Raw genomic sequence first — 25,295 nt, 5'->3', positions numbered from 1 at the left:
GGGAACCCCGCGTCCAAAAGACTCTTTACATCGCCGGGGTATGACCCTATTTCGCTCGCTCCGGCGGACCCGAAGTCCTCATAAGCGCTGCTAACGCCGGCCTGGGTTTAACTTCTGCAGGGGTCTACGTGAATTGCACACGTACCATACTCCCCTGGACCTGGTCCGTGAGCGGTCACCGGAACGTCCCGTCGCACTCGTGCGGCCCGACGCGGTTTCCGTAGCGGCGCGCTGGTTCCAGGCTGAATTCAAAGGCGACGTCTTTTACGCGGTGAAGGCCAACCCTTCGCCGTGGGTGATCCGCGAGCTGGCGGACGCCGGCGTCCGGTCCTTTGACGTCGCCTCGCTGAACGAGGTCGAGCTGGTTTCCCAGCACGCCCCCGGTTCGCGCATGGCCTTCATGCACCCGGTGAAGAGCCGCGTGGCGATCTCGGCCGCCTATTTCGATCACGGCGTGCGGACCTTCTCGTTCGACACCCACGAAGAGCTGGCCAAGATCCTGGACGCCACCGGCCAGGCCAAGGACCTGAACCTGATCGTCCGCATGGGCGTGCAGGCCGAGGGCGCGGCCTACAGCCTGTCGGGCAAGTTCGGCGTCGAGCCGCACAACGCCCCGGCCCTGCTGCTGGCGGCCCGCCGCTCGACCCAGGACCTGATGGGCGTGTCGTTCCACGTCGGCAGCCAGTGCATGCGCCCCACCGCCTACCAGGCGGCGATGGCCCAGGCCAGCCGCGCCCTGGTGCGCGCCGGCGTGCTGGCCGACGTCGTCGACGTGGGCGGCGGCTTTCCGTCGATCTATCCCGGCATGGTCCCGCCCGACATGTCCGAATACCTGGCCGCCATCGACCGGGGCTTCTCGGACATGATGGTCCACGAGACCACCGAGCTGTGGTGCGAACCCGGCCGGGCCCTGGTGGCCGAGGCCTCGTCCCTGCTGGTCAAGGTCGAGCTGAAGAAGGGCGACGCACTGTATCTGAACGACGGTTCGTACGGCTCGCTGTTTGACGCCGCGCACATGAAGTGGCCCTTCCCGGTCAAGCTGTACCGCAAGAACGGCGAAGTAGTGGAGGAAGGCCTCAAGCCGTTCCGCTTCTACGGCCCCACCTGCGACAGCGTCGACCACATGCCCGGCCCGTTCTACCTGCCGGAAAGCGTCGACGAGGGCGACTATATCGAGATCGGCATGCTGGGCGCCTATGGCGTGGCCATGTCGACCCGGTTCAACGGCTTTGGGGAGACCGACATCGCCCAGGTCTCGGACGCCCCGATGGCCTCGATGTACGGCCTGGCCAAGCGCTCGATCCCGACCCCGCGGCCCGAGGCCGAGGAACGCAAGATCGTCCGCTTCTCGCGTCCCAAGGGCGCGGCCGGCAAGAAGCGCCGCCGTCGTTGATACGCAGTGCGCCCTTCGAGGCTCGCCTTCGGCTCGCACCTCAGGATGAGGACCGTTTTCTGAGTCCCTCATCCTGAGGCGCCCGCGCAGCGGGCCTCGAAGGACGCACGACGCGAAATCGTCACTAAGCGTCACGACAAATCTGAGTTAAACCGCGCGCCGCATCCAACGCTCGAGCGTTTGGATACGAACCGCATTTCACGTTTGCCCCCACCGGTCGCTCCGTCCCGGTGGACGGCCCCTATCAACGACGGGCGTCCAAAGTCAGGGAAACCGAAGCGATGAACGCTCCCGTTCCGAACAACCAGAAGGCCGAGCTCCTCCAGACCGTCGTCGAGCACATCGACATCACGTCGTTCGACGCCCGTCCGATCATCGACTCCATGCGCAAGATGTCGTTCAGCTCGCGCGACACCGCCCGCGCCGCCGACATCCTCAACATGGCCCTGGCCGACAAGGGCTGCTCGCCCTGGCTGATCCTGGCCGGCTCGACCTCGGCCGGCGGCTGCATGCACGTCTACCGCGACATGGTGAAGAACGGCATGATCGACGCCGTGGTCGCCACCGGCGCCAGCATCGTCGACATGGACTTCTTCGAGGCCCTGGGCTTCAAGCACTACCAGGCCGCCGGCCCGGTCGACGACAACGTGCTGCGCGACAACTACATCGACCGCATCTACGACACCTATATCGACGAGGAAGAGCTCCAGAACTGCGACCACACGATCCTGGAGATCTGCAACCGCCTGGAGCCGCGCGCCTATTCCTCGCGCGAGTTCATCTGGGAAATGGGCAAGTGGTTGTCGGAAGGCAACGCCAAGAAGCCCGGCTCGCTGATCCAGACCGCCTACGAGGAAGGCGTGCCGATCTTCTGCCCGGCCTTCGTCGACAGCTCGGCGGGCTTTGGCCTGGTCAAGCACCAGAAGGAGCGCATCGCCGCCAAGCAGCCCTATCTGATGATCGACGCGGTCGCGGACTTCCGTGAACTGACCGACATCAAGATCGCGGCCGGCACCACCGGCCTGTTCATGGTCGGCGGCGGCGTGCCCAAGAACTTCGCCCAGGACACCGTGGTCTGCGCCGAGATCCTCGGCGTCGAGGCCGACATGCACAAGTACGCGATCCAGATCACCGTGGCCGACGTGCGCGACGGCGCCTGCAGCTCCTCGACGCTGAAGGAAGCCGCCTCGTGGGGCAAGGTCTCGACCACCTACGAGCAGATGGTGTTCGCCGAAGCCACCACCGTGGTGCCGCTGATCGCCTCGGACGCCTATCACCGCGAGCACTGGAAGGGCCGCGAGAAGCCGCGCTGGAACAAGCTGTTCGGCAAGTAGGCTTGATACGGACGAACTGAGACTGCAGGGTCCCCGAAGTTGCTTCGGGGACCCTTTTTCATGCGCGTCTGGTTGATGATCGGGATGACGGGCCTGGTGCTGGCGGGCTGCGCCAGCCTGACGGGATCGCAGGCCGTTCCGTACCTCGCCAGGGGCACCTATGACGCGCGCCAAGCCGTGCCGCCGCCCCCGCCGCCCGGCTCGGCGACCGCCGAACAGGATCGCGCCGTCTTCCTGGCCACGCGCCGGTTGAAGGACACGCCGCGCTGGTCGCTGGCCAAGCAGGACGCCCGCGAGGCCAGGATCATGGACGCCTACGCCTGCGCCCTGGGCGTGACGCCCAGCCGCCAGGCCACGCCCCGGCTGGCGGCCATGCTGCAGCGGCTCGGTCGCGACGCGCGTCCGGCCATCTCGGCCCCCAAGCGGCTCTACGACCGCAAGCGCCCTTACCAGACGGCGCCCGGCGCGATCTGCGTGCGCAGCGGCCTGATCACCGCCCTGACCCCGGACTATCCGTCCGGCCACGCCACCTGGGGCTGGACCATCGGCCTGGTCCTGGCCAAGGCCCAGCCGCAACGGGCCCAGGCCATCCTGGCCCGGGCCAGGGCCTATGGCGAAAGCCGCGTGGTCTGCGGCGTGCACAACGCCTCCTCGGTCGAGGCCGGGCGGATCAACGCGACCGCCCTGGTCGCGGCCCTGGACGCCTCGCCGGCCTTCGCGACCGACCTGGCCGCCGTCGGCCGCGAGCTGGACGCCGCCCGGGCGGCGGGGCCGGCCCCCGACCCGGCCCGGTGCGAGGTCGAGAGGGCGACGCTGGCCCAGCCGCCGTACTGACGGCCCTCCCCCATGGGGGAGGACCGGGTTGCGTGCGGCCGCTCGGCCCTCTACCTGTTGGCCATGGCCCATCATGCCGCGTGCGACCACGATCACCACAACCACGGCGTCGCCGGTTCCGCCCTCGAAGCCGAGCTGGCCGCCGCCGAGGCGCGCTGCGCCGCCGCCGACCAGCGCCTGACCGCCCCGCGCCGCCGGGTGCTGGAACTGCTGCTGACCGCCGGCCAGCCGGTGAAGGCCTACGACCTGATCGCCAGCTTCGCCATTGATGGTCCGCCCGCGAAGCCGCCGACCGTCTACCGGGCGCTGGACTTCCTTGAAAAACAGGGCTTCGCCCACCGCATCGAGAGCCTCAACGCCTATGTCGCCTGCCGCAGGGAGGCCGACGGCCACGCCGCCGCCTTCCTGATCTGCGACTGTTGCGGCGCCACGCGCGAGATCGAGCCCAAGGCCAGCGCCGAGATCATCGCCGCCGGCGCCGCCGCCGGCTACGCCCTGACCGGCGTGACGATCGAGGCGCACGGACTGTGCGCGGATTGCCGGGGCTAAGAGACCCCCTCTCTCCAAGAGAGAGGGATTCAAACGTCCCCACGGGTCATTGTCCAACCGCCGCGAACCCCGCTAGGGTTCGAACAATCGTTCACCCCATCCCGGACCTCCGCCCCATGACGCCCACCGAGCCCCTTCCCGGCGTCGAGATCTGGCGCGGCGGGGTCAACACCTGGGACTGCGACGAGATGGGGCACATGAACGTGCGCTTCTACGTCACCCGGGCCATGGAGGGCTTGGCGGGGCTGGCGGCCGAGCTGGGCCTGCCGCACGCCTTCTCGCCCTGGGCCAACGCCACCCTGGTGGTCCGCGAGCAGCACATCCGCTTCCTGCGCGAGGCCCATGCGGGGGCGGCCCTGCACATGCTGGGCGGGGTGATCGCGATCACCGACACCGAGGCGCGGGTGCTGCAGCTCTTGGTCCACACCGCCACCGGCCGGCTGGCGGCGACTTTCCAGACCACGATCGCCCACGTCACCCCGCGCGAGGGCGAGGCCTTCCCCTGGCCGAGGGTCGTTCACGAGCGGGCGGCGGCCCTGAAGGTCGAGGTTCCCGAACAGGCCCGGGCCCGGAGTCTGGACCTGTCGCCGTTCGAACCGACCGCGGGCCTGGCCCGCGCCGACGCCTTGGGCCTCAAGCGGATCGGCCTGGGCGCCCTGTCGCCGGTCGATTGCGACGTGTTCGGACGAATGCGGGCCGAGCAGTTCATCGGCCGGGTCTCGGACGGCATCGGGGCCTTCATCGGCCCGTTCCGCGACGTCGTGGTCGCCCAGGCCGAGCCCAGACCGGCGCGGGTCGGCGGGGCGGTGCTGGAATACCGCCTGGTCCAGCTGGCCTGGCCCCGGGCCGGTGACCGGGTCGAGCTGCGCTCGGGTCTGGTCGGGACCGAGGGCCAGGCGATGCGGGTGGTCCACTGGATGCTCGATCCGACCACCGGCCAGCCCTGGGGCACGTCGGAGGCCATGGCGATCACCTTCGACCTCGACGCGCGCAAGGTCGTGCCGATCAGCGCGGCGGCGCGGGCGGAACTGGGGAAGGCGGCGGTGGCGGGACTGGCGCTTTAAACCCTCTCCTATTGGGGGAGGACGCTCTGCCCCGCCGCCATCTCGAAGATCGCCTCCCGCGCCAAATCCGGTCGCTCCATCGGCAGGAAGTGGCCGGCGCCGGCCACCGTCTCCACACGGATCGACGGATGCCGCCGCATCAGGCCCGCGCCGTCGCCGACATGGGCGGTCGAGCCCTTCTCGGCCTTGAGCAGCCGGGCCGGGCAGCGGATGGCGCCCATGGCCCGCCAGGGGTTATGGGCCTGTGCGCTGTAGTTGGAGGCCTCCCAGGCCGGGGCGCAGGCCAGCTCGACCTTGCCGTCGTCGCGATCCTTGAAGCCGCCGCCGACATAGTCGGCCAGCATCGTCTCGGGCCAGGTCCTGAACGCCCCCCGCCCGCGATAGGCGCTGAAGGCGGCCTCGCGATTGTCGAACACCGCCCGGCGGCGCAGGGCGCCCTGCACGAGCGGCAGATGCCGCCACAGCGCCCCGGAGGTCCAGGGCATGTGGGCGTAGAAGGCCATGATCCGCGGCATGATCACCGGATCCAGCAGGACGAGGCCGCGCACCGCTCCAGGCGCGGCTGCGGCGGCCAGCAGGCTGACCGTGCCGCCCATCGAATGGCCGGCCAGCACCACCGGCCCCTGGTCCAGGGCGGCCAGCAGGGCCAGCAGGTCGTCGCGCAGGTCCAGCCAATTGCGGCGATGGTCGGGATCGGCCGCCAGGCGGCTGGAGCCGTGGCCGCGTTGGTCGACCGCCAGGATCCGCAGGCCGGCCGACAGCGGGGCCAGCAGGGCGCGGTAGGTCTGGCCGTTGAAGCCGTTGGCGTGGACGAAGACCACGTCGACCGGCCGGTCGGCGGGACCGAACTCCAGAACCGCCATCTCGCCGGCCCCGGCGCGGCTGGCGATCGGGATGAAGCGTCGGCGGGGTTCTCGGAAGACGGCCGCGTCCATGGCGATCAGGCTCCTGTTGCGGCTGCTGGCGCCTAACGTAGGCGCGACCGCGGCCGTTTGGGAGTCCGCACTTGCCCCCACCGGACCGCTTCGCGGTCGTCCGCCCCCACAGGGGGCGGAGCCTCGCGCTTCAGACTCTTCCCCCTCTGGGGGAAGACGGCCGAAGGCCCGTAGGGGGCAAGTGGGACGTCGCCTCTACGCCGCCGTCAGCTGCCACTCGCCGCGATCGTCCTTGCAGGCGCTGTAGCGCTCGGTGGTCGGGCGGTCGTTGCGGGTGCTGATCGAGGCGTTGATGACCCGGCAGCTGGCTTCCGGGCCATAGCCGCTCTGGTTCAGCAGCGCGGCCGAGACATAGCCGACGCCGTAGCCGTTGCGGCCCACCAGCAGCCAGTTGCTGTTCGGCGCGCCGCCCAGCACCTCGACCCGCTCGCCGGCCGACAGCTTGCCGACCACCTTGCCGGTGGTCGAGGGGCCCGAACGCAGGTTGGCGGTCCCGCGGGCGGTGTAGTCGCCGCCGACGGCGTCGTAGCTGCGCAGCACCTGGACGCCGCGTTCGAAGCGCAGCTGGTCGCCGCTGATCGGCGGGCCGTAGGACGAGGACACCACGTCGATGCGGCCCGAGGCGCCGGTCCGCGAATTGCTCCAGGTCTCCGAGCGGCCGCTGTCCAGGGCGCGCTTGGTGGCCTGCTGGGCCATGGCCTGGTCGGTCGACTGCATGCGGCAGCCGATATAGGCCCCGGCCGCCGCCCCGGCCGCCGCGCCCAGCACGGTGCCCAGGGTCTTTTCATTCTTGCTGACCGCGCGGCCGACCAGGGCGCCGGCCGCGGCGCCGATCAGGGCCCCGCCTTCCTGCTTCTTGCCCGAGCCCTCGCAGCCGAACAGGCCGCTGATCCCCTTGGACTGGGCCGCCGCCGGCAGCGGCGCGGCGACCAGCGAGGCGAGAACGGCGCCGACCGACAGGGTGGTGGCGATGGAATGTCTGACCATGGGGGAAGGTCTCCTTTGCGAGGCGGCGGGCCTTCGAAGAAAGCCCGTAAAAGCAAGACTTCCGGCCTTCGGATGAAGGCCGGTTGGCGTCCGACGCCCCCGTGATACAAAGTGATCAACGATAAGGGAGAAACGAGCGTGCGGGACAAACCAGACTATAGCTGCTTCGATGTCGAGATCGAGACAGGCGTCGCGCATCTGCGCCTGAAACGCCCCGAAGCTCTCAACACCATGACCCGGGCGTTCTGGAACGAACTGCCGGCCATCGTCCGCGACATCGACGACAACGCCCGCGCCCGCTGCATCGTCATCTCCTCGACCGGCAAGCATTTCTGCGCCGGCATGGACCTGTCGGTGTTCACCGACGGCGAGGGCGTGACCGGGGGCGAGCCCGCCGACCGCTTCGTGGCCGCCGAGAGCTTCCGCCGCCACGTCCACCACCTGCAGGACACGTTCAGCTGCCTGGACGAGGCGCGAATGCCGGTGATCGCCGCCATCCAGGGCGGCTGCATCGGCGGGGCGGTCGACCTCACCAGCGCCTGCGACATCCGCTACGCCAGCGCCGACGCCTTCTTCACGATCCACGAGATCAATATCGGCATGACCGCCGACGTCGGCACCTTCCCGCGCCTGTGCAAGCTGATCCCCGAGGGCTGGGTGCGCGAGCTCGCTTATACGGGCCGGCGGCTTCCAGCCGCGCGGGCGCGTGACATCGGCCTGGTCAACGAGGTGTTCGACACCCACGAAGAGGTCGTCGCCCACGCCCTGGAAACGGCCCGCGAGATCGCCGCCAAGTCGCCTCTGGCCGTGGCCGGCAGCAAGGTGATGATCAACTACGCCCGCGACCACTCGATCAAGGACGGGCTGGACTACATCGCCACCTGGCAGACCGGCATGTTCTCGCCGCCGCACATGATGGAGGCCTTCCAGGCCAAGGCCCAGGGCCGAGAACCGGTCTATCCGGACCTCGTGCCGCTGAAGAAGCGGATGTAGGGGCGCGGGCTCGAGGCTTCCGGGATGACACCGAACTTGGGTCGTCGATATGGCTGGGAGCCCTACCCCTCGAACCCCTCGGGCAACTCGGCGCTCGTCAGGTCGCACCCTTCCAGCCGGCACCGCGTCAGGTCGGCGTCGATCAGGCGCACCCGACGGGCGCTGGCGCCGGTCAGGTCGGCGCCATGCAGGGCGGCGCGGCTGAGGTCGGTGCGCAGGACGCGGCCCGGGGCGATGGTCAGCGGCCCCAGCTTCGCGCCGGACAGGTCGGCCCGCGACAGCTGGGCGCCCACCAGCCGGGCGCCACGCAGGTCGGCCCCGCGCAGATTGACCCCGCGCAGGTCGGCCTCCGCCAGGTTGGCGCCCTGCAGCTGGACGGTCTCCAGGTCCATGCCGAAGAAGATCGCGCCCGGGGCCGACAAGCCGGCCAGCCGCCGGCCGCGCAGCCGCTTCAGCGGCCGGAAGTCGACCGCCGGAGCCCGGCCGATCGCGCCGTCGCGCCCGTCGCTGGTCACATACAGTTCGTGCGCCTCGAGGATCTCGTGCAGGGGTTCGTCGTCGACATAGACGATGGGCGGCGGCGCGCGCAGCACCTGCGTCAGGTCGGCGCCCTCGAAGGTGGCCCCGGCCAGGTCGGCGCCGGCCAGCACCGTCCGGCGCAGCGAAGCGCCGCCGAGGTCGGCGTTGTAGAGATTGGCCTGGGACAGGTTGGCGCCGTCCAGCGTCGCGCGGTTCAGGCGGGCGCCCTTCAGGCTGACCCCGGCCAGGTCGGCGTCGGTCAGGTCGGCGACCCGGGCGAAGGCGTCGCCGACCTGGGCGCCGTCCAGCCGCGCGCCCTGCGTCAGGGCGTGCTCCAGCTCGCCGCGCCGGGTCCGGTGCTGCAGGATCCTGAAGCCTTCAAGGCTGTTCTGGGTGGCGATGACGCCTTCTCTCAGGTCGCAGTTGGAAAGGTCGGCGCCGCCAAGATTGGCCCCACGCAGGCAGGCGCCGCGCAGGTCGCTGCGCGACAGGTTCGCCTGGCGCAGGTCGGCGTCGCGCAGGTCGGCCCCATACAGCGTGGCCCGCGCCAGGGTGGCGCGTGACAGCAGCGCGCCGGACAGGCGCACGCCGGTCAGGTCGGCCTCGGAAAGGTCGACGCCCTCCAGATCGGCGTTGTCGAGATCCACATAGGAGAGGTTGGCGCGCGCGCCCCCCGGCAGCCCCTTCAGGTAGCGCAGATGCGCCTCGACCACGACCTTCAGCGCGCGCGGCGCAAGGGTGCGGATCAACGCGGCCTGGGCGGATGGACGGGACAGGGCGGGGGCGGACATGAGACGGCGCTCTTTTTCGGCGAACCGTGTCACGCCATCTTTAAGGAAACGTTCAGTTTATCCCGAAAATCACAGCCAACCGCGCCGCTTGAACCACAGCAGCGGCCCGGCCGCGGCGACGACCATCAGGGCCAGGGCGAACGGGTAGCCGTGCAGCCAGTTGAGCTCGGGCATGTGGGCGAAGTTCATGCCGTAGATCCCGGCCACCAGGGTCGGCGGCAGGAACATCACCGAGAACACCGAGAAGATCTTGAAGATGGCGTTCTGCTCGATGTTGATCAGGCCCAGGGCCGCGTCGAGCAGGAAGGTGATGTTGCCCGACAGGTAGCCCGAATGGTCGGTGATCGACTGGACGTCGCGCTGCAGCGACTTGAGGTGGTCGCGCAGCTCCTTGTCGCCCTCGAACTGGTCGGCCAGCGAGGCGAAGCTGAGCAGGCGGGCCAGGCTGACCAGGCTGTCGCGGGCCTTGGAATTGATGATCTGGGCCCGGCCCAGTCGGTTGAGGATCGCCTCGAACGCCGCGCCGCGCGGCCGGCTGAAGATGATCCGCGACTGGGCCTCGACCTCGCTGGAGGTGCGCTCGAGGATGTCGGCGGTGCGGTCGATCACCGCGTCCAGCAGGCCCAGGAACGTCTGGGCGCCGCCGGGGCACAGGCTGGGCTGGCGCTCGGCCTGGGCGGCGAACACCGCGAACGACTTGGGCTCGACATAGCGGATGGTGACCAGCCGGTGGCCGGTCAGCACGAAGGTCACCGGCGCGGCGGTCGGCAGGTCGCCCTCGGCGTTGACCAGCACCGTGGCGGTCATGAACGTGCCGCCGTCCTCCTGGTAGAGGCGCGAGGAGGCCTCGATCTCGGCCATCTCCTCGCGGGTGGGCAGCAGCAGGCCGATCGACTTCTCGACCGCCACCTCCTCGGCGCGGGTGGGGCTGACCAGCTCGATCCACACCGCGTCGGCGGGCAGCGCCCAGTCGGGCGTCAGGCCGCCGGGCTCGAAACCCGGCGCGCCGTGGCGCAGCACCCTCAGCATGTGGAATGAGCCCTGTTCACGCCCTGGGCATGACCCAGAGCGCGCACGGCGTCAACGCGGAGCTTGCGTCTTGTCGGCGTCTTGCGACGGGCCCGGGGACTGGGACTGCGCGATCAGGGCGGCGATGCGGTCGGTCGAGTCGGCGGCCTGGTTGATCATGTCCAGCGGCGAGCTGACCCGCACCGAGGCGGCGACCTGGTTGGCGGCGGACTTGGCCAGCGAGACGGCGGCGTTCTGGGCCAGGGCCAGCTTGCTGGTGGCGGCGGCGATCGTGACCGCCTGGTTGTTCTGGTAGATGAAGCCGTGGGTCGGATAGACCGTGGTGCCCAGGTCGCGGATCGGGTCGTACCAGACCTTGACCTGGCTCCAGTCGCCGGCCGGCGAGACGTCGACGACGGTGACATCCTTCTCGATCTGGCCGCGGCCGCCGTCGATGATCGACCAGTTGGCGTGGGTCACCTGGATCACGCGGTCGGTCAGCACCTGGCTGACGAAGGCGACGTGGCCGAGGTTCATGCGGGCGGTGGGCTTGAAGCAGAGCACGGCCCCGGCGCGGGGCACGAAGCCGGTGTCGTACTTGCCGACCGCCTGGCTCCACCAGGTGCGGGCGTCGCCGAAGATCTGGATTCCCGACATCAGACGCGCGAACGGGACGCATTGCCAGTACCCGTCGGCCACCGCGCCGGACATCGGCACGAGGCTGATCATGGCGGCGGCGGCCAGGGAACCCCAGAGGGTTCTCGTCCGTTTCGTCATGCTGTGGGTACTCCCCCGCGTCACTGGGCTAAGGGATAACCCTGACGGGGAAAGATGAAAAGTCTGTTTATCAGGCTTTCGCCGTGGCAGGTCGCCGCTCTCGCCAGCCTTTCGCCCAAGCTTTCATCCGCTCGCGCGCCGGCTTTTCGATGATGTGATACGACATCGCCGACAGCGGGACCAGTGCAGCGACGATCAACAGCCAAGCATAGAGCGGCAGCTGATCGCCCTCGATCTTCAGAAGCTTGAGCGCGGCATTGACCGCCAGGATCTTCCACGGGATGCAGATCATGTAGGTCGAGTAGCTGATCTCGCCCAGATACACGAGCGGGGCCTGAGTCGCAAAGCTCGACCCGGTCGCGGCCAGGGCCGCCAGCATGACGATCAGCCCCCCCAGGGTCATGACGATAACCTGGTCGGGCGCCCCGAAATGCACGGCCAGCAGCACGGCGGCGCCCGCCAGACAGGCGCCAAGCCCCGAGAAGCGGCCGGTGACCGCGCCCGAGCGCCACAGGGCGTGCAGGGCGCAGCCGTAGGCGAAGCACGACACGATCCGCAGGAAGCCCCAGCGGATGGTCGCCTCGGTCAGCGGGAAGCCCGCCAGCGCCTGGAAGACCGGATAGAGGGCGGCGATCAGGGCCAGGGCCAGGCCCACGGCCAGGCGCGGCCGCTCGCGCAGCCGCCAGGCGGCCCAGGCGAAGGCCGGAAAGCTGAGATAGGCGAACCACTCGGCCGAGATCGACCACGACGGATGGTTCCAGCCCGAGACCGGCGCGAAACCCCAGGCCTGGACCAGCAGCAGGTTGGCCGGCAGGGCGCTCCAGGCCAGCATGTTCTGGTCGACGGCGATGCCGGCCAGGCCGGCCGCGGCGGCCATCAGCCCCACGCCCGCCAGGGTGACCAGGTGCAGCGGATAGACCCGCGCCAGCCGGTTCCACAGGAAGCCGCCGTAGCGGAACGTCCCGCTCCCCACGCCCTGCAGATAGACGTGGCAGAGGATGAAGCCCGACAGGGTGAAGAACGCCTCGACCCCCAGATAGCCCTTGCCGATCATCGCCGGCGGGACCGCCGCCGAGAGGTTCGGCCAATAATGGTACATCACCACCCAGAAGGCGGCGAAGAACCGCAGGGCCGTCAGGGGCTTGATATTGGCGGCGTCGGGCATCATCTCGACTCTCGGTTTGGCGAAGCCTGGGGGCTTCCGTCGCGTTCCTTGCATGAACGGCGCCTGCGGAGGGGCAGGCGATGACGCGTTTTCCAGACCGGAACCTTAGATCGGTACGATGAACGAACTCCTTCACCTCGTCGCGGACCCCGCCGCCTGGGCCGCCCTGGTCACGCTGATCGTCATGGAAGTCGTGCTTGGCATCGACAACCTGGTGTTCATCTCCATCCTCTCCAACAAGCTGCCGCCCGAACATCGCCAGAGGGTGCGTCGGATCGGCATCTCCCTGGCCCTGGTCATGCGGCTGGTCCTGCTGTCGACCATCGCCTTCATCGTCGGCCTGACCGCCCCGGTGTTCGACCTGGGCCTGACCGGCCCGCTCTCCCACGGAGAACCCAGTTTCGAGACCGCCTTCTCGTGGCGCGACCTGATCCTGATCGCCGGCGGCCTGTTCCTGATCTGGAAGGCCACCAAGGAGATCCATCACGCCGTCGACCCCAACGCCGACGAGGCCGCGCCGGACGTCAAGACGGCGGCGATCTCCAACGTCGGCGGGGCGATCTTCCAGATCATCCTGCTGGACATCGTGTTCTCGATCGACTCGATCCTGACCGCGGTGGGCATGACCGACCACCTGCCGATCATGATCGCCGCGGTGGTCGTGGCGGTGACCGTGATGCTGCTGGCCGCCGACCCGCTGGGCAACTTCATCAACGACAACCCCACCGTGGTCATGCTGGCCCTGGGCTTCCTGCTGATGATCGGCGCCGTGCTGATCGCCGAGGGCTTCGGGGTGCACGTGCCCAAGGGCTACATCTACGCCGCCATGGCCTTCTCGGCCGGGGTCGAGGGGCTGAACATGCTGTCGCGCAAGAAGCGCGCGAGGAAGGATTGACGCGGCCGGGGACAGGCGCACGCGCCTGTCCCCGATCCTGCCCCGCGTCCTACAGAAAACTGTACGGGTCCACGTCGAACACCACCCGCACCGAGTTCGGAACCTTGGCCCGGGCCCGCCACGCCGCCAGGAAGCCCTGCAGGTCCACCGACCGCTCGGCCCGCACCAGGAAGCGCTTGCGCCGCCGTCCGCGCACCAGGCCCAGGGGCGCGTCGGCCGGGCCGAACACCTCCACCCCCTCGGCGTTGGGCGTCGCCGCCGCCAGGGCGTTGCAATAGGCCTCCAGGGCCGCGGCGTCCGGACCCGAGGCGATCACCGCCGCCAGGCGTCCGAACGGCGGCAGGCCCGCCTCCTGGCGCATGGCCATCTCGGCCTCGACGAAGGCGTCGCGGTCCTGGGCCTTGAGGGCCTGCAGCACGCCGTGCTCGGGCGCATAGGTCTGGAGCAGGGCGCGGCCCGGCTTCTCGTGCCGTCCGGCCCGGCCCGCCGCCTGGGCCAGCAGTTGGAAGGTCCGCTCGCCGGCCCGCAGGTCGCCGCCGCGCAGGCTAAGGTCGGCGTCGACCACGCCCACCAGGGTCAGGTTGGGGAAGTTATGGCCCTTGGCGGCGGCTTGCGTCGCCACCAGGATGTCGATCTCGCCGGCCGCCATGCTGTCGACCAGGGCCCGCGCCCCGGCCGCGTCGAACACGGTGTCGGACGAGAACACCGCGATCCGGGCGTCGGGGAACAGGTGGCGCGCCTCCTCCTCGACCCGCTCCACGCCGGGGCCGATCGAGGTCAGGCTGTCCTTGGCCCCGCAGTGCGGGCAGGCCTCGGGCTTCTTCATCGAAAAGCCCGTCAGGTGGCAGACCAGGCGGCCGGTGTAGCGGTGCTCGACCAGCCAGCTGTCGGTGTCGGGCGACTTCATCTTCTCGCCGCAGGCCCGGCAGAGGACCAGCGGCGCATAGCCCCGGCGGTTCAGGAACAGCAAACTCTGCTCGCCGCGCGACAGGGCGACCGACACCGCCTTGACCAAGGGCGGCGACAGCCAGCGGCCCGGCTCGGGCGGGGTCTCGCGCATGTCGATCAGGCCGATGTCGGGCAACTGGGCCGCCCCGTGGCGGGCGCTCAGGCGCAGCCAGCGATAGCGGCCCGCTTGCGCGTTCCATAGGCTTTCCAGCGACGGCGTGGCCGAGGCCAGCACCACCAGCGCCCCCTCGATCTTGGCGCGGGCCACGGCCAGGTCACGGGCCTGGTAGATGAAGCCCTCCTCCTGCTTGAACGAGCCGTCGTGCTCCTCGTCGACCACCACCAGCCGCAGCTTACGGAACGGCAGGAACAGGGCCGAGCGGGCCCCGACCACGATCCGCGCCGCGCCGGTGGCCACGCCCTCCCAGGCCCGACGGCGCTTGGGCGGCGACACGGCCGAGTGCCACTCGACCGGGGCCGCGCCGAACCGGGCCTCGAAGCGGGCCAGCACCGCCTGGGTCAGGGCGATCTCGGGCAGCAGGATCAGCACCTGGCTGTCGGGATCGGCGGCCAGGGCGGCGGCCACGGCCTCCAGATAGACCTCGGTCTTGCCCGAGCCGGTCACCCCGTCCAGCAACGCCGCCTGGAAGCCGCCCGCCGCCAGCATCTCGGCCAGGACGTCGGCCGAGGCCTGCTGGCTGGGATTGAGGGTCTGGGGCGGCAGCGATAGGTCCGGCTGGGGGAAACTGGTGTCCGGCTCGATCCAGGTGACGGCCAGAGCGCCCTCGTCGACCAGGCCCTTGACCACCCCGGCCGAGACGCCGGCGGCGGTCGCCAGGGCGCCGGACGCCATCGGCCCCTGTTCGGCGGCCGCCAGCACCTTCAGCCGGGCGGGGGTCATCCGGGCCGGCGGGGTTCCGGTCAGGGCCAGGGCCTTGTCGGGCTTGGCGGCCGGATGGCGCAGGCCGCGCAGGGCCATGGCCAGGGGCCAGCCGGGAACGTCGACCGAATAGCGCGCCGCCCACTCCACGAAGGTCAGGACGCCGGGCGGCAGCGGCGGGTCGTCGACCCGCTCCAGCACCGGCTTGAGCGGCCGGTTGCCGCCCGTCCCGTCGCGCAGGCCCGTCACCACGCCGCGAATCACGCGAGGCCCCAGCGGCACGGTCACGTGATCGCCCAGCGCCAGGCCCAGGCCTTCCGGCTCGGCGTAGTCGAACGCCTCGGGCAGCGGCATGGGCAGCAGGACGGAGGCGATGCGGGGCATGGGACCAGACATGGGGACGATCGGGTTCTGCCTCGGAAACGTCCCCAGGTCGAGAGGCGGCGCGGCGGCCCCATCAAGCCGCTGTTAACCGAACTGAGGCTTCATCGGGGACGCCCCGCTGCGGTTGGATATGGGGACGAAGAGTGGATGGAGTAGTCAGACCATGACCGACGCGACCCAGGCGATGCTGCCCTATCCGGTCGACGCCGACGCCGTCCGCGACTTCCTGCGCGCCGAGCCCGACTTCCTGCACCAGGATCCCGACCTGCTCAGCGACCTGGGCCTGCGCCCGGACGCCAGCAACATCGTCGACTTCGGCCCCGCCGCCCTGGCCCGGGTCTCGGCCGCCCACGAGCGCGAGGCCCTGGTCCGCCGCCAGATCGAGGCCACCGCCCGCGCCAACTTCTCGGCCCAGGCCCAGACCCACGCCGCGGTGATCGACCTGCTGGACGCCCGCAACCATTCCGACCTGGCCCGCCGGGTCGACGAGATGGCCATCCTGCGCTTCGGCCTGGCCGCCGGGGTGGTGGTTCTGGAAGGCCCGGGCCGCGTGCCCGCCGGCTGGCACGCCCTGATCGCCGGACAGATCGACATGACCATGGGCGACCACGGCGTCGCCCGCATGGGCTTCCACGCCCCGGCCCTGGGGCTGTTTGGCGAGCGCATCCAGGACATCCAGAGCATGGCCCTGGTCCGCATGGCCCTGTGGGAGCCCTCACGCCAGGGCCTCCTGGCCTTCGGCTCGGCCGATCCCGAGGGCTTCACGGCCGACATGGGCTCGGAGCTGGTGGCCTTCCTGGCCCGCGTCGTCGAGCGCACGGCCGAGCGCTGGCCGGTGCTGTGATGTCCCGCCTCCCCCTGAAATGGGGAGGACGCACACAATGCGGCTGTCATCCCCGACAAGCGCGAAGCGCGCCGATCCGGGACCGCCGGAAGCGCTTGCGTTCACGCGTCGGTCCCGGGTCTTCGCTTCGCTGCGCCCAGGATGACAAGGGTTTAGGGAGGTGAAGAGATGAACGCCCGCGCCGCCCTGACCGCCTGGCTGGACCACCTGACCCACGAGCGGCGCGCCTCGCCGCGCACCGTGCGGGCCTATGGCGACAACGTCCTGGCCTATCTGAACTTCCTGGAACGCCATCGCGGCGAAGCGCTCTCCGTGTCCGACCTGGGCGGGATCGCCGCCGCCGAGCTGCGCGCCTACCTGGCCTTCCGGCGCGAACCGCCGCCCTCCCAGAACGGCGGCGGCGACGAAGGTCTGTCGCCGCGCTCGCTGTCGCAGAGCCTGTCGTCGATCCGGGCCTTCCATCGCTATCTCGACCACCGGCTGGACACGCCCAACGCCGCCATCGACCTGGTGCGCGGGCCGCGCATCAAGGTCGGGGCGCCGCGTCCGGTGTCCGAGGACCAGGCCCACGGCCTGATCGCCGAGCTGTCCCTCGACCCCGACCGCGAGGACTGGGAGGTGGCCCGCGACGAGGCGGTGCTGACCCTGCTGTGGGGCTGCGGCCTGCGGATCTCCGAGGGCCTGTCCCTGGCCCGCCGCGACGCGCCGCTGGGCGACAGCCTGCGGATCACCGGCAAGGGCGGCAAGACCCGGATCGTGCCGGTGCTCGATATCGTCCGTGAGAGGATCGATACCTATCTGGCCGCCCTGCCCTTCGCGCTGGAGGCCGACGATCCGCTGTTTCGCGCCAAGCGCGGCGGGCCGCTGTCGCCGCGCCACGTCCAGGCGACGATGCAAGCCTTGCGAAGCCGCCTGGGCCTTTCGGACCGCGCCACGCCCCACGCCCTGCGCCACTCGTTCGCCACTCACCTGCTGGGCGCCGGCGCCGACCTGCGGTCGATCCAGGACCTGCTGGGCCACGCCTCGCTGTCGACCACCCAGCGCTATACCCAGGTGGACGCCGCGGGCCTGCTGGCGGCCTACGGCAAGGCCCATCCGCGGGCTTGAGCGAAGGTCCCTTCTCCCCTTGCGGGAGAAGGTGTCAGCGAAGCCGACGGATGAGGGGTCGCGCCGACGGCGCCCCACACCCTTCAAGTCAAAGCGGATAGGGTCATCGCCCCCTCATCCGACCTCCTTCGGAGGCCACCTTCTCCCGCAAGGGGAGAAGGAATTTACAAATCCCTTGCCTCCAGCCGCGCCAGCAGCACCGCCAGCCGGTCGGCCTCGGTCTGGACCGCGGCGGCCACGAACGGCGACGGCAGGTCGGCGCGGGCGGTCGGCGGCGACCGGGTCACCTGCGCCAGATTGACCGCCTCGTTGGGGTCCAGCTTCAGGTCGTACATTTCCCACTCCTGGGGTACGTGGCCGGAGGGATCGAAATAGCGGCTGAGCTTGTAGCGGTCGGTGCGCACGCAGCGCACGTGGTTGGGCTGGCGCACCGGACCCGGCGCCAGGTTCACGGCCGGATGCTCTTGGTTCACCGTGTCGACCACCCGTTTGTAGACCTCGAACTCCTTGTCGCACTTGAGGTTGGCGGGATCGTCGTTCGAGGCCGACGGGGCGGTGATCTCGTCGTCGGTGATGAACAGCACGCCCTGGCGCTCGCCGCCATCCGGCTCGACCACCCTCTGGGTCTCGCCCTTCAGCAGGCCCGACAGGTCCACGCCCGGCAGCGGCGGCACGGGGCGATGGCGGCCCAGGGTCTGCGCGATCGCCGCCCGCTGCTCGGCCGTCACCCCGGCCAGGCCCAGCACGGTGGGCAGAATGTCGATATGGCTGGTCAGGGCGTCGATCTGGCGCGGCGTGAAGCCCAGCGGCCCCTCGCCCGCGCCCGGCTCGTTCTCGACCACCTGCGTCGACGGCGGGAAGCGCACGATGACCGGCACGTGCAGGGCCTCCTGGTAGGCTGTGTGCCACTTCTCGATCATCATGCCGTGCGCCGCCCCGTACTCGCCGTGGTCGGCCAGGAAGATGACGATGGTGTTGTCGGCCTGGCCGGTCTCCTCCAGGGTCTTCAGGACCGCCGCCACATGGGTGTCCACGATCGAATGGAGCCAGGCGTAAAGCTGCAGGAATCCCAGGGCGTAGCGCTCGGGCTCCTCGCTCAGCTGGAACGGCAGCACGCCGTTCAGCGCCTGCTGGACCGCGACCTGCATCGACCGCTCGTCGCCCAGCAGGTCGGGGCCCGGCAGGTTGGGGAACCTGTCGTCGACCTTGGTCTTGACCGTGTTGACGAGGTTGAAGCCGGTCTTGGCGTTCAGGGCCAGGCCCACCTTGTAGGCGTAGTCGTGCTGGCAGCTGGGCTTGTCGGCCAGGGACTCGTTCTGGGTCGGCGAAGGCCTGGCGCAGTCCTGCGGGAAGCCCAGGGCGTTCAAGGCGATCTGGATCGTGCCGGCGGTCGGCGGCGGGGTCTTCTGCCCGATCGTCGGAATCGTCAGCGGACCGAAGATCGACTGCGTACCCGAATTGTCCGGAGTCGGCAGGGCCTGGCCGATCACCGCCGGATAGGTGGCGATGTCGTGGGGGTTGGCGAACGAGGCGACCGCGAACCAGGGCGGGATGTCGTCGACATCGGGACCCGAGGCGTAGGGGTCCTGGGCCTGCTCGATCGCCTGGGCGCGGTTGTAGTTCAGGGCCAGGGCCTTGCGGCGGATGAAGGCGCAGGCCTGGTCGGTGAAGCCGGCGTCGCGATAGACGCCCAGATTGTTGATCGCCGCCCCGTGCGGTTCGGGATAGGACTCCTCCCAGTCGTCGAAGCCGTAGCGGTCCAGCGAGTGCTCGGGCGGGTTGCTGACGTGCCACTTGCCGAAATAGTGGGTGGTGTAGCCGGCCTCGCGCATCCAGGTCCCCAGGGTGGGAATCCCGTCCGCCGCCAGCCAGGGAAAGTTGTAGGAATCCCCGCTCTTGAACAGGCCGTCGGTCTGGGTGACGCCGGTCCTGGTCCCGTACTGGCCGGTGTAGATCACCGCCCGGCTGGGCGTGCAGGCGCTGGCGGCGATGGTGTGGTTGCGCAGCAGCGCCGCGTTCTCGCGCAGGGCCAGCAGGCCGGGGAAGAAGGGGGCGTAGGGATTGTCGGCGTCGTCCTCGCACTGGAAGCCCAGGATCCGCTTCAGCGGCTCGTCGAACCCCGCCTCCGCCCCGTAGGAGAACCGGGGAAACCGGTACTGGTCGCACGTGATCAGCAGGATGTTGGGCCGGCTCGCCTGGGTCATGGTCCCCCCCTCGCATGCGGCATGGGCGCTCGCCCCGCATGGCGCAGCTTGGAGAATACACGACAAGGTTGTTGAGTCGATTCATCATTACCAAAGGGCGCACGACACCTCGGAGGCGCTCACCTTGGCCTGTGACATTCCGTCGCCGCAGACGGCAAAAACCCCGCGATTAACCGTGCTTTTACGGCGCGGGCGGCCATCTGGATCCAAGACCGGAACCGTCCGCCCTTTCGGGCGCAACCGGATATGGGGCCAAGCGATGAAGTTCGACGACCTGAAGATCTCCACCAAGGTGGCCCTGCCGGCCATCATCCTGACCGTGGTCGCCCTGGCGATCACCGGCATCGGTGCCTGGCAGTCGCAGGTCGCGGAAGCCGCCACCAAGGTGCTGGTCGAGCAGCGCGCGCCGTCGGAACTGGAAGGGGCGCGGTTCAACCGTCGCGTCGCCATCATCGGCTACGCGGCCTATCGCACGATCGCCTACGACGCCGCTTCGCCCGAGGCCAAACAGGCCAGCGCCGATATCGACACCGCCTACCGTGAAGGCAAGGTCGCTCTCGACAAGGTCAAGCGCACCGATCCGGCCAGCGCCAAGAAGCTGGCCGACTTCGGCGTCCGCCTGGACCGCGTCTATTCCAGCGCCCGCCAGGGCGCGGACCTGGGCCTGCAGAACGCCAACGACGCGGCCAGGATGGTCATGGGCGTGATCGACCCCGACATCGCCAGCCTCAGCAAGGATGTCGCGGCCTACACCAACAGCCATGCCGACGAGACCCACGCCATGGTGGAGCAAGCCGCCAAGCAGGCCAGGGCCGGCACGCTGATGACGATCCTGTTCGGCCTGATCGCCTCGGCCGCCGCCCTGGTCCTGGCCCTGTGGATCGGTCGCGCGAAGATCGCCGCCCCGCTGGCCGGCGTGGCGCGCACCATGGACGTCCTGGCCCAGGGCTCGGTCGACGTCGAGGTGGTCGGCGCCCAGCGCAAGGACGAGGTCGGCGTCATGGCCCGCTCGGTCCAGGTGTTCAAGGACAACGCCCTGGCCCTGCGCACCGCCGAGGCCGCCCAGCAGCGCGCCAACGCCGAGACCGAGGCCGAGCGCCGCCGCGCCCAGGAGGCCGCCGAGGCCGCCGCCCGCGAGCAGGCCTTCGTCATGGAGCACGTCGCCACGGGCCTGAATCGCCTGGCCGAAGGCGACCTGACCTATCGCGTCGAGGCCGACTTCCCGCAGGCCTATCAGCGGCTGCGCAGCGACTTCAACGGCGCCATCGCCCAGATGGAAGAAGCGATGCGCACCATCGTCCACGCCGCCAACAGCATCGGTTCGGGCTCGGACGAAATCGCTTCGGCCGCCGATGACCTGTCGCGCCGCAGCGAGCAGCAGGCCGCCAGTCTGGAAGAGACCGCCGCCGCCCTGGACCAGATCACCGCCACGGTGAAGCGCTCGTCGGCCGGCGCCGTCGAAGCCTCGCGCGTCGTCACCTCGACCCGGTCCGACGCCGAGCGCTCGGCCGTGGTGGTGCGCGCCGCCGTCAACGCCATGAACGAAATCGAAAAGTCGTCGCAGTCGATCAGCCAGATCATCGGCGTGATCGACGAGATCGCCTTCCAGACCAACCTGCTGGCGCTGAACGCCGGGGTCGAGGCCGCACGGGCCGGCGACGCCGGCCGCGGCTTCGCGGTCGTCGCCCAGGAAGTCCGGGCCCTGGCCCAACGCTCGGCCGACGCCGCCAAGGAGATCAAGACCCTGATCTCGACCTCCTCGCAACAGGTCAGCCAGGGGGTGTCGATGGTCGGCCAGACCGGCGAGGCCCTGCAGGCCATCGTCGGCAAGGTGGGCGAGATCGACGGCCTGGTCAGCGAGATCGCCGCCTCGGGCTCGGAACAGGCCACCGGCCTCAACCAGGTCAACGCCGCCGTCAACCAGATGGACCAGACGGTCCAGCAGAACGCCGCCATGGTCGAGCAGTCGACCGCCGCCAGCCACGCCCTGAAGGGCGAGGCCAACGGCCTGATGCGGATGATCGGGCGGTTCCAGGTCAGCGGCGCCCAAGCGGCTCAAGGAGGCGCCGCCGTGGGTTCCGCCCCCCGTCGCGCCTCGCCGCCAACCCAGGTGACCCGCCCGGCTCCGCGTCCGGCCGTCGCTCCGGCCACCGCCGCCAGCCGCCCCGGCGCCAACCCGGTCCGCGCGGCCCAGGCCAAGCTGGCCGCCTTCGCCGACTCGGCCCAGCCCAGCAGCGACGACTGGGAAGAATTCTGAAGTTCAGTAAGCGTACCGCCTTCGCGTGACGGAGGGCGTCCCCTCCCCTCGGGGACAAAGCGTAGCGTAGGCCCCGCCGGATTCGCCCCCGGCGGGGTTTTTGCGGACGCTACGGTCGACGCAGGGCGACGCCGATGACGTTCGGACGCGAATATATGCACCCGTCGACGGTCAGTTGGACTTCGGCGTTCGTCGCCTGGGCCGTGATCAGCAGCGACCAGAACAGCTGGGCGCCGGACAGCGTCGGATCGATGAAGTAGCCGTCGGGGATCGCGCAGCCGGCGGGATTGTAGAACTGGCCGGTGGTCTGCACCCGCAGGCCGGCCGACGTCCATCCGCCGATGAGGGCGTTCACCCGAGTCCAGGGCGTTTCGGCCGGCGTGGCGCCGGCCGCGCCAGCCGACAGCGACAACGCCGCGGCGAGCGCCGTGGCCAGGCCGGTTCGCAAGCGTTCCCGCGCCATGGTCAGTTGGATCCCCGCAAGGTCACGCTGATGACCCGAGGACGCTCCAGGGCGCAGCCGTCCAGCACCAGCTTGACCTCGCGATTGGTCGAAAAGGCCGTCAGCAGCATCGAGGCGAACAACTGGGCGCCAGGCAGGCTGGCGTCCACGACATAGCCGTCGGAGTTCGAACAGGATTCGGGATTGGAGAAGGTCGCGGTCGTCTGGACCCTGACGTGGGCCGCCGTCCAACCGCCGGCGATGTAGTTGACGCGGGCCCATGGCGTTTCGACCGGCGCGGCCATGGCCGCGCTCGACGCCAACACGAACGCCGCGCTCGTCGCCGCCCAAAGCCTTGGTTTCACATCCATCCCCCGATGCGCCGACGAGACCCGGCTCCATAGCCAAGCTTCGTCCATAGCGACGCGGCGACGCCGGCGCAACCCGTGATGGCGGGCGGCGACGCCCTCGCCCGGCGCCGCTACCGCCGCGCCGGCAGGTCGACGTTGTAGCGGATGGTCGACGACACCGGGCAGCCGTCGATGCTGCGCAGCACGGTCAGGGTGTGGTTGGCCGGCGCCAGGTCGCCTAACTTCTTCACCTCGGCCCGGGTCGTGGACGCGGCGTTGACCGCGAACTCGACGCCCGACATCTGGCAGCTCGCTCGCGCCTTGAGAACGGCGCGAACCTCTTCCGTGGAATGACCGAATGTCGTCTGGCTCGCGGCGATCTGATCACCCGACGTGGACGGGGCCGGCGTCGGCGCGGCCTGGACGGCGGCGAGCAGCAGGGCGGACAAGAACATGGCGGGGCTCCGTTGCCGAAACCCCGCCACTCTATGTCCAGTCGAGCGCGAACGCCCGTTAATTCCATGACCGGCCGTTTAGGCCTGCATCGTCCAGCCTTCGACGCCCATGGCCGCCTGGCGGAAGGCCTCGGCGCGGGTCGGGTGCGGATGGCAGGTGCGGGCCACGTCTTCCGACGACCCGCCGAACTCCATGGCCACGCAGATCTCGGCGATCATGTCGCCGACGTTGGGGCCGACGGCGTGGGCGCCCAGGATGCGGTCGGTTTTGGCGTCGGCCAGCACCTTCACGAAGCCGTCGGTCTCGTGGTTGATCTTGGCCCGGCTGTTGGCCAGGAACGGGAACTTGCCGACCTTGTAGGCGACGCCCGCGGCCTTCAGGTCCTCTTCCGTCTTACCGACGGTGGCGACTTCCGGCTTGGTGTAGATGACGCCCGGGATGATGTCGTAGTTCACGTGGCCGGCCTTGCCCGCGATCAGCTCCATGCAGGCCACCGCCTCGTCCTCGGCCTTGTGGGCCAGCATCGGGCCGCTGGTCACGTCGCCGATCACCCAGACGCCGGGGGCGGTGGTCTTGTAGTGGTCGTTGGCGATCACGCCGCGCTTGTCCGGAACGATGCCGACCGTCTCCAGGCCCAACCCTTGCGTGAACGGGCGGCGGCCGATGGCCACCAGCACGTAGTCGGCCTGCAGGGTCTCGGCGTCGCCGCCGGCCACGGGCTCCAGCGTCAGCTTGACCTGCTTGTCGCCGGCGGCCGCGCCGGTGACCTTGGAGGCCAGCTTGAACTTGAAGCCCTGCTTGCCCAGGATCTTCTGGAAGGCGTTGGCCACTTCGGTGTCGGTGCCCGGCAGGATGCGGTCCAGGAACTCGACCACGGTCACCTCCGCGCCCAGGCGCTTCCAGACCGAGCCCAGCTCCAGGCCGATGACGCCGGCCCCGACCACGATCAGGCTCTTGGGCGCCTCCGGCAGCGACAGGGCGCCGGTCGAGTCGACGATGCGCTGATTGTCGACGGTCACGCCGGGCAGCGGGGTGGGCTCCGAGCCGGTGGCGATGACGATGTTCTTGGTCTCGAGCACGGTTTCCGTACCGTCCTCGGCCTTCACGACCACCTTGCCGGGTCCGTCGATACGGCCCCAGCCCTTGATGTAGTCGACCTTGTTCTTCTTCATCAGGAACTCGACGCCCTTGGTGAGGGCTTCGACGCTCTCGGCCTTCTGGGCCATCATCTGGGAAAGGTTCAGCTTGGGCTTCACCTCGATGCCCAGCTTGGCGAACTCGCCGCCGCTGGCGGCTTCGAACATTTCCGAGGCGTGCAGCAGCGCCTTGGACGGCATGCAGCCGACGTTCAGGCAGGTGCCGCCCAGCTTGCCGCGTCCTTCGACGATGGCCGTCTTCAGGCCCAGTTGCCCGGCGCGGATCGCGCCGTTGTAGCCGCCGGGGCCGCCCCCGATGATGACGACGTCGTATTGAGCCATGGATCTTCGCCTTGAGACGCGCCGCGTTCGGCGCCGGACAGAAAATGGGGCCTGTCCCCCGGTTTCCCAAGGATGACTTGGAAAGGTGACTGGGCGCGCGGGTACTCCTAGCGCCTCTGCCTCAAGGATCAACCCAACAGGTGGATCAAAGGCTCAGTTCGTCGGGGTTTTGCGCATTTCAGCCACGGGTCGCGACCGCCAATCAGGGCCAGGCCGGCGTCGCGCCGATCCCGGCATAGGTCAGCCAGGTCCAGATCATGGCCAGCAGGCTCAGGCCGCTGATCACGGCCAGCACCACCATGACGCCGGTGACGGCGGCGGGCCGGCGGCGGTCGATGACCAGGAAGCCGGCCGCCCAGCCGAAGACCAGGGTCAACAGCAAGGCCAAACCCGTCCGCGCCAGGCCGGCGAGGGGCGCGGGCCGGGACGGCGGCGGGACTGGCTCCTCGTCATCGTCCAGGTCCAAGGGCGGCGGGGCGGCGGCGCGCAGTTCGCCGATCAGGGCCTTGGCCTCGGCCGCCTCGCTTTCCGGCGCCCACAGGCGAAAGCCGCCCATGGCGATGGTCATGATGAAGTCGGCGCCGCCCCAGTATTCGTTCTGAACCAGCACCTGGACGCCCTCGGCCCTCAGGCGCGAGGCGGCGATCTGGGCCTCGGCCAGGTCGGCGAAACGGGCGATTTCCTTCAGGCTCATGGACGCC

The 25,295-nt window shown here is 69.8% G+C and carries 23 protein-coding genes; 10 read left to right on the top strand and 13 right to left on the bottom strand.

Going from position 1 to position 25,295, the window contains the following annotated elements:
* The first annotated feature begins 133 nt into the window (after positions 1 to 133).
* From BM066_RS09940 to BM066_RS09920, 5 genes are all read left to right on the top strand, one after another.
* Positions 134 to 1,393, top strand: a complete 1,260-nt coding sequence (locus tag BM066_RS09940) for a type III PLP-dependent enzyme (RefSeq protein WP_029589468.1) — start codon at positions 134 to 136, stop codon at positions 1,391 to 1,393.
* Positions 1,394 to 1,674: 281 nt separating this feature from the next.
* On the top strand, positions 1,675 to 2,727 hold the full coding sequence (locus BM066_RS09935) for a 1,9-bis(guanidino)-5-aza-nonane synthase (RefSeq protein ID WP_018113254.1): 1,053 nt from the start codon (positions 1,675 to 1,677) through the stop codon (positions 2,725 to 2,727).
* 60 nt (positions 2,728 to 2,787) lie between these two features.
* Entirely contained in the window at positions 2,788 to 3,561 is a 774-nt protein-coding gene (locus BM066_RS09930) for an acid phosphatase (protein ID WP_018113255.1), read from the top strand.
* A 63-nt stretch (positions 3,562 to 3,624) separates the two neighbouring features.
* Entirely contained in the window at positions 3,625 to 4,110 is a 486-nt protein-coding gene (locus BM066_RS09925; protein ID WP_029589469.1) for a Fur family transcriptional regulator, read from the top strand.
* 116 nt (positions 4,111 to 4,226) lie between these two features.
* A complete protein-coding gene (locus BM066_RS09920; protein ID WP_018113257.1) occupies positions 4,227 to 5,174 on the top strand; it encodes a thioesterase family protein in 948 nt (315 codons plus the stop codon).
* An 8-nt stretch (positions 5,175 to 5,182) separates the two neighbouring features.
* Here BM066_RS09920 and BM066_RS09915 read toward each other — a convergent pair whose 3' ends face one another.
* Together BM066_RS09915 and BM066_RS09910 are read right to left on the bottom strand one after the other, a co-directional pair.
* Entirely contained in the window at positions 5,183 to 6,109 is a 927-nt protein-coding gene (locus BM066_RS09915) for an alpha/beta fold hydrolase (RefSeq protein ID WP_018113258.1), read from the bottom strand.
* Positions 6,110 to 6,304: 195 nt separating this feature from the next.
* Entirely contained in the window at positions 6,305 to 7,096 is a 792-nt protein-coding gene (locus BM066_RS09910) for an SH3 domain-containing protein (RefSeq protein WP_018113259.1), read from the bottom strand.
* A gap of 138 nt (positions 7,097 to 7,234) precedes the next feature.
* Here BM066_RS09910 and BM066_RS09905 point away from each other — a divergent pair, with 138 nt between their 5' ends.
* Complete coding sequence (locus BM066_RS09905; protein ID WP_029589470.1) at positions 7,235 to 8,089, top strand: crotonase/enoyl-CoA hydratase family protein; 855 nt, start codon at positions 7,235 to 7,237, stop codon at positions 8,087 to 8,089.
* Positions 8,090 to 8,151: 62 nt separating this feature from the next.
* On the opposite strand, the gene BM066_RS09900 is transcribed toward BM066_RS09905, so the two are convergent.
* From BM066_RS09900 to BM066_RS09885, 4 genes are all read right to left on the bottom strand, one after another.
* On the bottom strand, positions 8,152 to 9,399 hold the full coding sequence (locus tag BM066_RS09900) for a pentapeptide repeat-containing protein (protein WP_089926868.1): 1,248 nt from the start codon (positions 9,397 to 9,399) through the stop codon (positions 8,152 to 8,154).
* 69 nt (positions 9,400 to 9,468) lie between these two features.
* A complete protein-coding gene (locus BM066_RS09895) occupies positions 9,469 to 10,428 on the bottom strand; it encodes a magnesium transporter CorA family protein (RefSeq protein WP_018113264.1) in 960 nt (319 codons plus the stop codon).
* Positions 10,429 to 10,479: 51 nt separating this feature from the next.
* A complete protein-coding gene (locus tag BM066_RS09890) occupies positions 10,480 to 11,184 on the bottom strand; it encodes a CHAP domain-containing protein (RefSeq protein ID WP_049801622.1) in 705 nt (234 codons plus the stop codon).
* 70 nt (positions 11,185 to 11,254) lie between these two features.
* A complete protein-coding gene (locus BM066_RS09885) occupies positions 11,255 to 12,349 on the bottom strand; it encodes an acyltransferase family protein (RefSeq protein ID WP_029589471.1) in 1,095 nt (364 codons plus the stop codon).
* A 118-nt stretch (positions 12,350 to 12,467) separates the two neighbouring features.
* On the opposite strand from BM066_RS09885, the gene BM066_RS09880 reads away from it, so the two are divergent.
* Positions 12,468 to 13,244: a TerC family protein gene (locus BM066_RS09880; protein WP_089926865.1), complete on the top strand. Its 777-nt coding sequence runs from the start codon at positions 12,468 to 12,470 to the stop codon at positions 13,242 to 13,244.
* A gap of 49 nt (positions 13,245 to 13,293) precedes the next feature.
* Here BM066_RS09880 and BM066_RS09875 read toward each other — a convergent pair whose 3' ends face one another.
* The gene (locus tag BM066_RS09875; protein ID WP_089926862.1) at positions 13,294 to 15,456 is read right to left on the bottom strand and encodes a primosomal protein N'; all 2,163 of its coding nucleotides are present in this window, start codon (positions 15,454 to 15,456) and stop codon (positions 13,294 to 13,296) included.
* 163 nt (positions 15,457 to 15,619) lie between these two features.
* Here BM066_RS09875 and BM066_RS09870 point away from each other — a divergent pair, with 163 nt between their 5' ends.
* Entirely contained in the window at positions 15,620 to 16,300 is a 681-nt protein-coding gene (locus tag BM066_RS09870) for a DUF484 family protein (protein WP_089926859.1), read from the top strand.
* Between the two features lie 168 nt (positions 16,301 to 16,468).
* Positions 16,469 to 17,407, top strand: coding sequence for a tyrosine recombinase XerC (locus tag BM066_RS09865; RefSeq protein ID WP_089926854.1), 939 nt, complete (start codon positions 16,469 to 16,471; stop codon positions 17,405 to 17,407).
* A 164-nt stretch (positions 17,408 to 17,571) separates the two neighbouring features.
* Here BM066_RS09865 and BM066_RS09860 read toward each other — a convergent pair whose 3' ends face one another.
* Complete coding sequence (locus BM066_RS09860; protein WP_089926851.1) at positions 17,572 to 19,611, bottom strand: sulfatase-like hydrolase/transferase; 2,040 nt, start codon at positions 19,609 to 19,611, stop codon at positions 17,572 to 17,574.
* Between the two features lie 259 nt (positions 19,612 to 19,870).
* On the opposite strand from BM066_RS09860, the gene BM066_RS09855 reads away from it, so the two are divergent.
* Entirely contained in the window at positions 19,871 to 21,868 is a 1,998-nt protein-coding gene (locus BM066_RS09855; RefSeq protein WP_089926848.1) for a methyl-accepting chemotaxis protein, read from the top strand.
* A 109-nt stretch (positions 21,869 to 21,977) separates the two neighbouring features.
* On the opposite strand, the gene BM066_RS09850 is transcribed toward BM066_RS09855, so the two are convergent.
* The 5 genes from BM066_RS09850 to BM066_RS09830 form a co-directional block, all read right to left on the bottom strand.
* Positions 21,978 to 22,331 carry a hypothetical protein gene (locus BM066_RS09850; protein WP_089926845.1) on the bottom strand — a complete coding sequence of 118 codons (354 nt, stop codon included), beginning with the start codon at positions 22,329 to 22,331 and terminating at the stop codon, positions 21,978 to 21,980.
* A 2-nt stretch (positions 22,332 to 22,333) separates the two neighbouring features.
* Positions 22,334 to 22,636: a hypothetical protein gene (locus BM066_RS09845; protein WP_143093705.1), complete on the bottom strand. Its 303-nt coding sequence runs from the start codon at positions 22,634 to 22,636 to the stop codon at positions 22,334 to 22,336.
* A 155-nt stretch (positions 22,637 to 22,791) separates the two neighbouring features.
* A complete protein-coding gene (locus tag BM066_RS09840) occupies positions 22,792 to 23,115 on the bottom strand; it encodes a hypothetical protein (RefSeq protein WP_089926839.1) in 324 nt (107 codons plus the stop codon).
* A gap of 78 nt (positions 23,116 to 23,193) precedes the next feature.
* Positions 23,194 to 24,594, bottom strand: coding sequence for a dihydrolipoyl dehydrogenase (gene lpdA / locus BM066_RS09835; RefSeq protein WP_089926836.1), 1,401 nt, complete (start codon positions 24,592 to 24,594; stop codon positions 23,194 to 23,196).
* Positions 24,595 to 24,796: 202 nt separating this feature from the next.
* Positions 24,797 to 25,288, bottom strand: a complete 492-nt coding sequence (locus tag BM066_RS09830) for a putative signal transducing protein (protein ID WP_177218426.1) — start codon at positions 25,286 to 25,288, stop codon at positions 24,797 to 24,799.
* Positions 25,289 to 25,295: the final 7 nt, after the last annotated feature.

The sequence above is a fragment of the Caulobacter sp. UNC279MFTsu5.1 genome (assembly GCF_900114015.1).
Lineage (GTDB): Bacteria > Pseudomonadota > Alphaproteobacteria > Caulobacterales > Caulobacteraceae > Caulobacter.
Note: the sequence above shows the minus strand (reverse complement) of the source record. Positions and strands in the feature narration are given on the sequence as shown.

Excerpts from the sequence above, each read along its gene's own strand:
- BM066_RS09850 (WP_089926845.1), bottom strand. The coding sequence starts at position 22,331 with ATGGCGCGGGAACGCTTGCGAACCGGCCTGGCCACGGCGCTCGCCGCG.
- BM066_RS09890 (WP_049801622.1), bottom strand. The coding sequence starts at position 11,184 with ATGACGAAACGGACGAGAACCCTCTGGGGTTCCCTGGCCGCCGCCGCC.
- BM066_RS09910 (WP_018113259.1), bottom strand. The coding sequence starts at position 7,096 with ATGGTCAGACATTCCATCGCCACCACCCTGTCGGTCGGCGCCGTTCTC.
- BM066_RS09900 (WP_089926868.1), bottom strand. The coding sequence starts at position 9,399 with ATGTCCGCCCCCGCCCTGTCCCGTCCATCCGCCCAGGCCGCGTTGATC.
- lpdA (WP_089926836.1), bottom strand. The coding sequence starts at position 24,594 with ATGGCTCAATACGACGTCGTCATCATCGGGGGCGGCCCCGGCGGCTAC.
- BM066_RS09860 (WP_089926851.1), bottom strand. The coding sequence starts at position 19,611 with ATGACCCAGGCGAGCCGGCCCAACATCCTGCTGATCACGTGCGACCAG.
- BM066_RS09925 (WP_029589469.1), top strand. The coding sequence starts at position 3,625 with ATGGCCCATCATGCCGCGTGCGACCACGATCACCACAACCACGGCGTC.
- BM066_RS09830 (WP_177218426.1), bottom strand. The coding sequence starts at position 25,288 with ATGAGCCTGAAGGAAATCGCCCGTTTCGCCGACCTGGCCGAGGCCCAG.
- BM066_RS09840 (WP_089926839.1), bottom strand. The coding sequence starts at position 23,115 with ATGTTCTTGTCCGCCCTGCTGCTCGCCGCCGTCCAGGCCGCGCCGACG.
- BM066_RS09935 (WP_018113254.1), top strand. The coding sequence starts at position 1,675 with ATGAACGCTCCCGTTCCGAACAACCAGAAGGCCGAGCTCCTCCAGACC.
- BM066_RS09875 (WP_089926862.1), bottom strand. The coding sequence starts at position 15,456 with ATGCCCCGCATCGCCTCCGTCCTGCTGCCCATGCCGCTGCCCGAGGCG.
- BM066_RS09870 (WP_089926859.1), top strand. The coding sequence starts at position 15,620 with ATGACCGACGCGACCCAGGCGATGCTGCCCTATCCGGTCGACGCCGAC.
- BM066_RS09865 (WP_089926854.1), top strand. The coding sequence starts at position 16,469 with ATGAACGCCCGCGCCGCCCTGACCGCCTGGCTGGACCACCTGACCCAC.
- BM066_RS09920 (WP_018113257.1), top strand. The coding sequence starts at position 4,227 with ATGACGCCCACCGAGCCCCTTCCCGGCGTCGAGATCTGGCGCGGCGGG.
- BM066_RS09885 (WP_029589471.1), bottom strand. The coding sequence starts at position 12,349 with ATGCCCGACGCCGCCAATATCAAGCCCCTGACGGCCCTGCGGTTCTTC.
- BM066_RS09895 (WP_018113264.1), bottom strand. The coding sequence starts at position 10,428 with ATGCTGAGGGTGCTGCGCCACGGCGCGCCGGGTTTCGAGCCCGGCGGC.
- BM066_RS09880 (WP_089926865.1), top strand. The coding sequence starts at position 12,468 with ATGAACGAACTCCTTCACCTCGTCGCGGACCCCGCCGCCTGGGCCGCC.
- BM066_RS09930 (WP_018113255.1), top strand. The coding sequence starts at position 2,788 with ATGCGCGTCTGGTTGATGATCGGGATGACGGGCCTGGTGCTGGCGGGC.
- BM066_RS09915 (WP_018113258.1), bottom strand. The coding sequence starts at position 6,109 with ATGGACGCGGCCGTCTTCCGAGAACCCCGCCGACGCTTCATCCCGATC.
- BM066_RS09855 (WP_089926848.1), top strand. The coding sequence starts at position 19,871 with ATGAAGTTCGACGACCTGAAGATCTCCACCAAGGTGGCCCTGCCGGCC.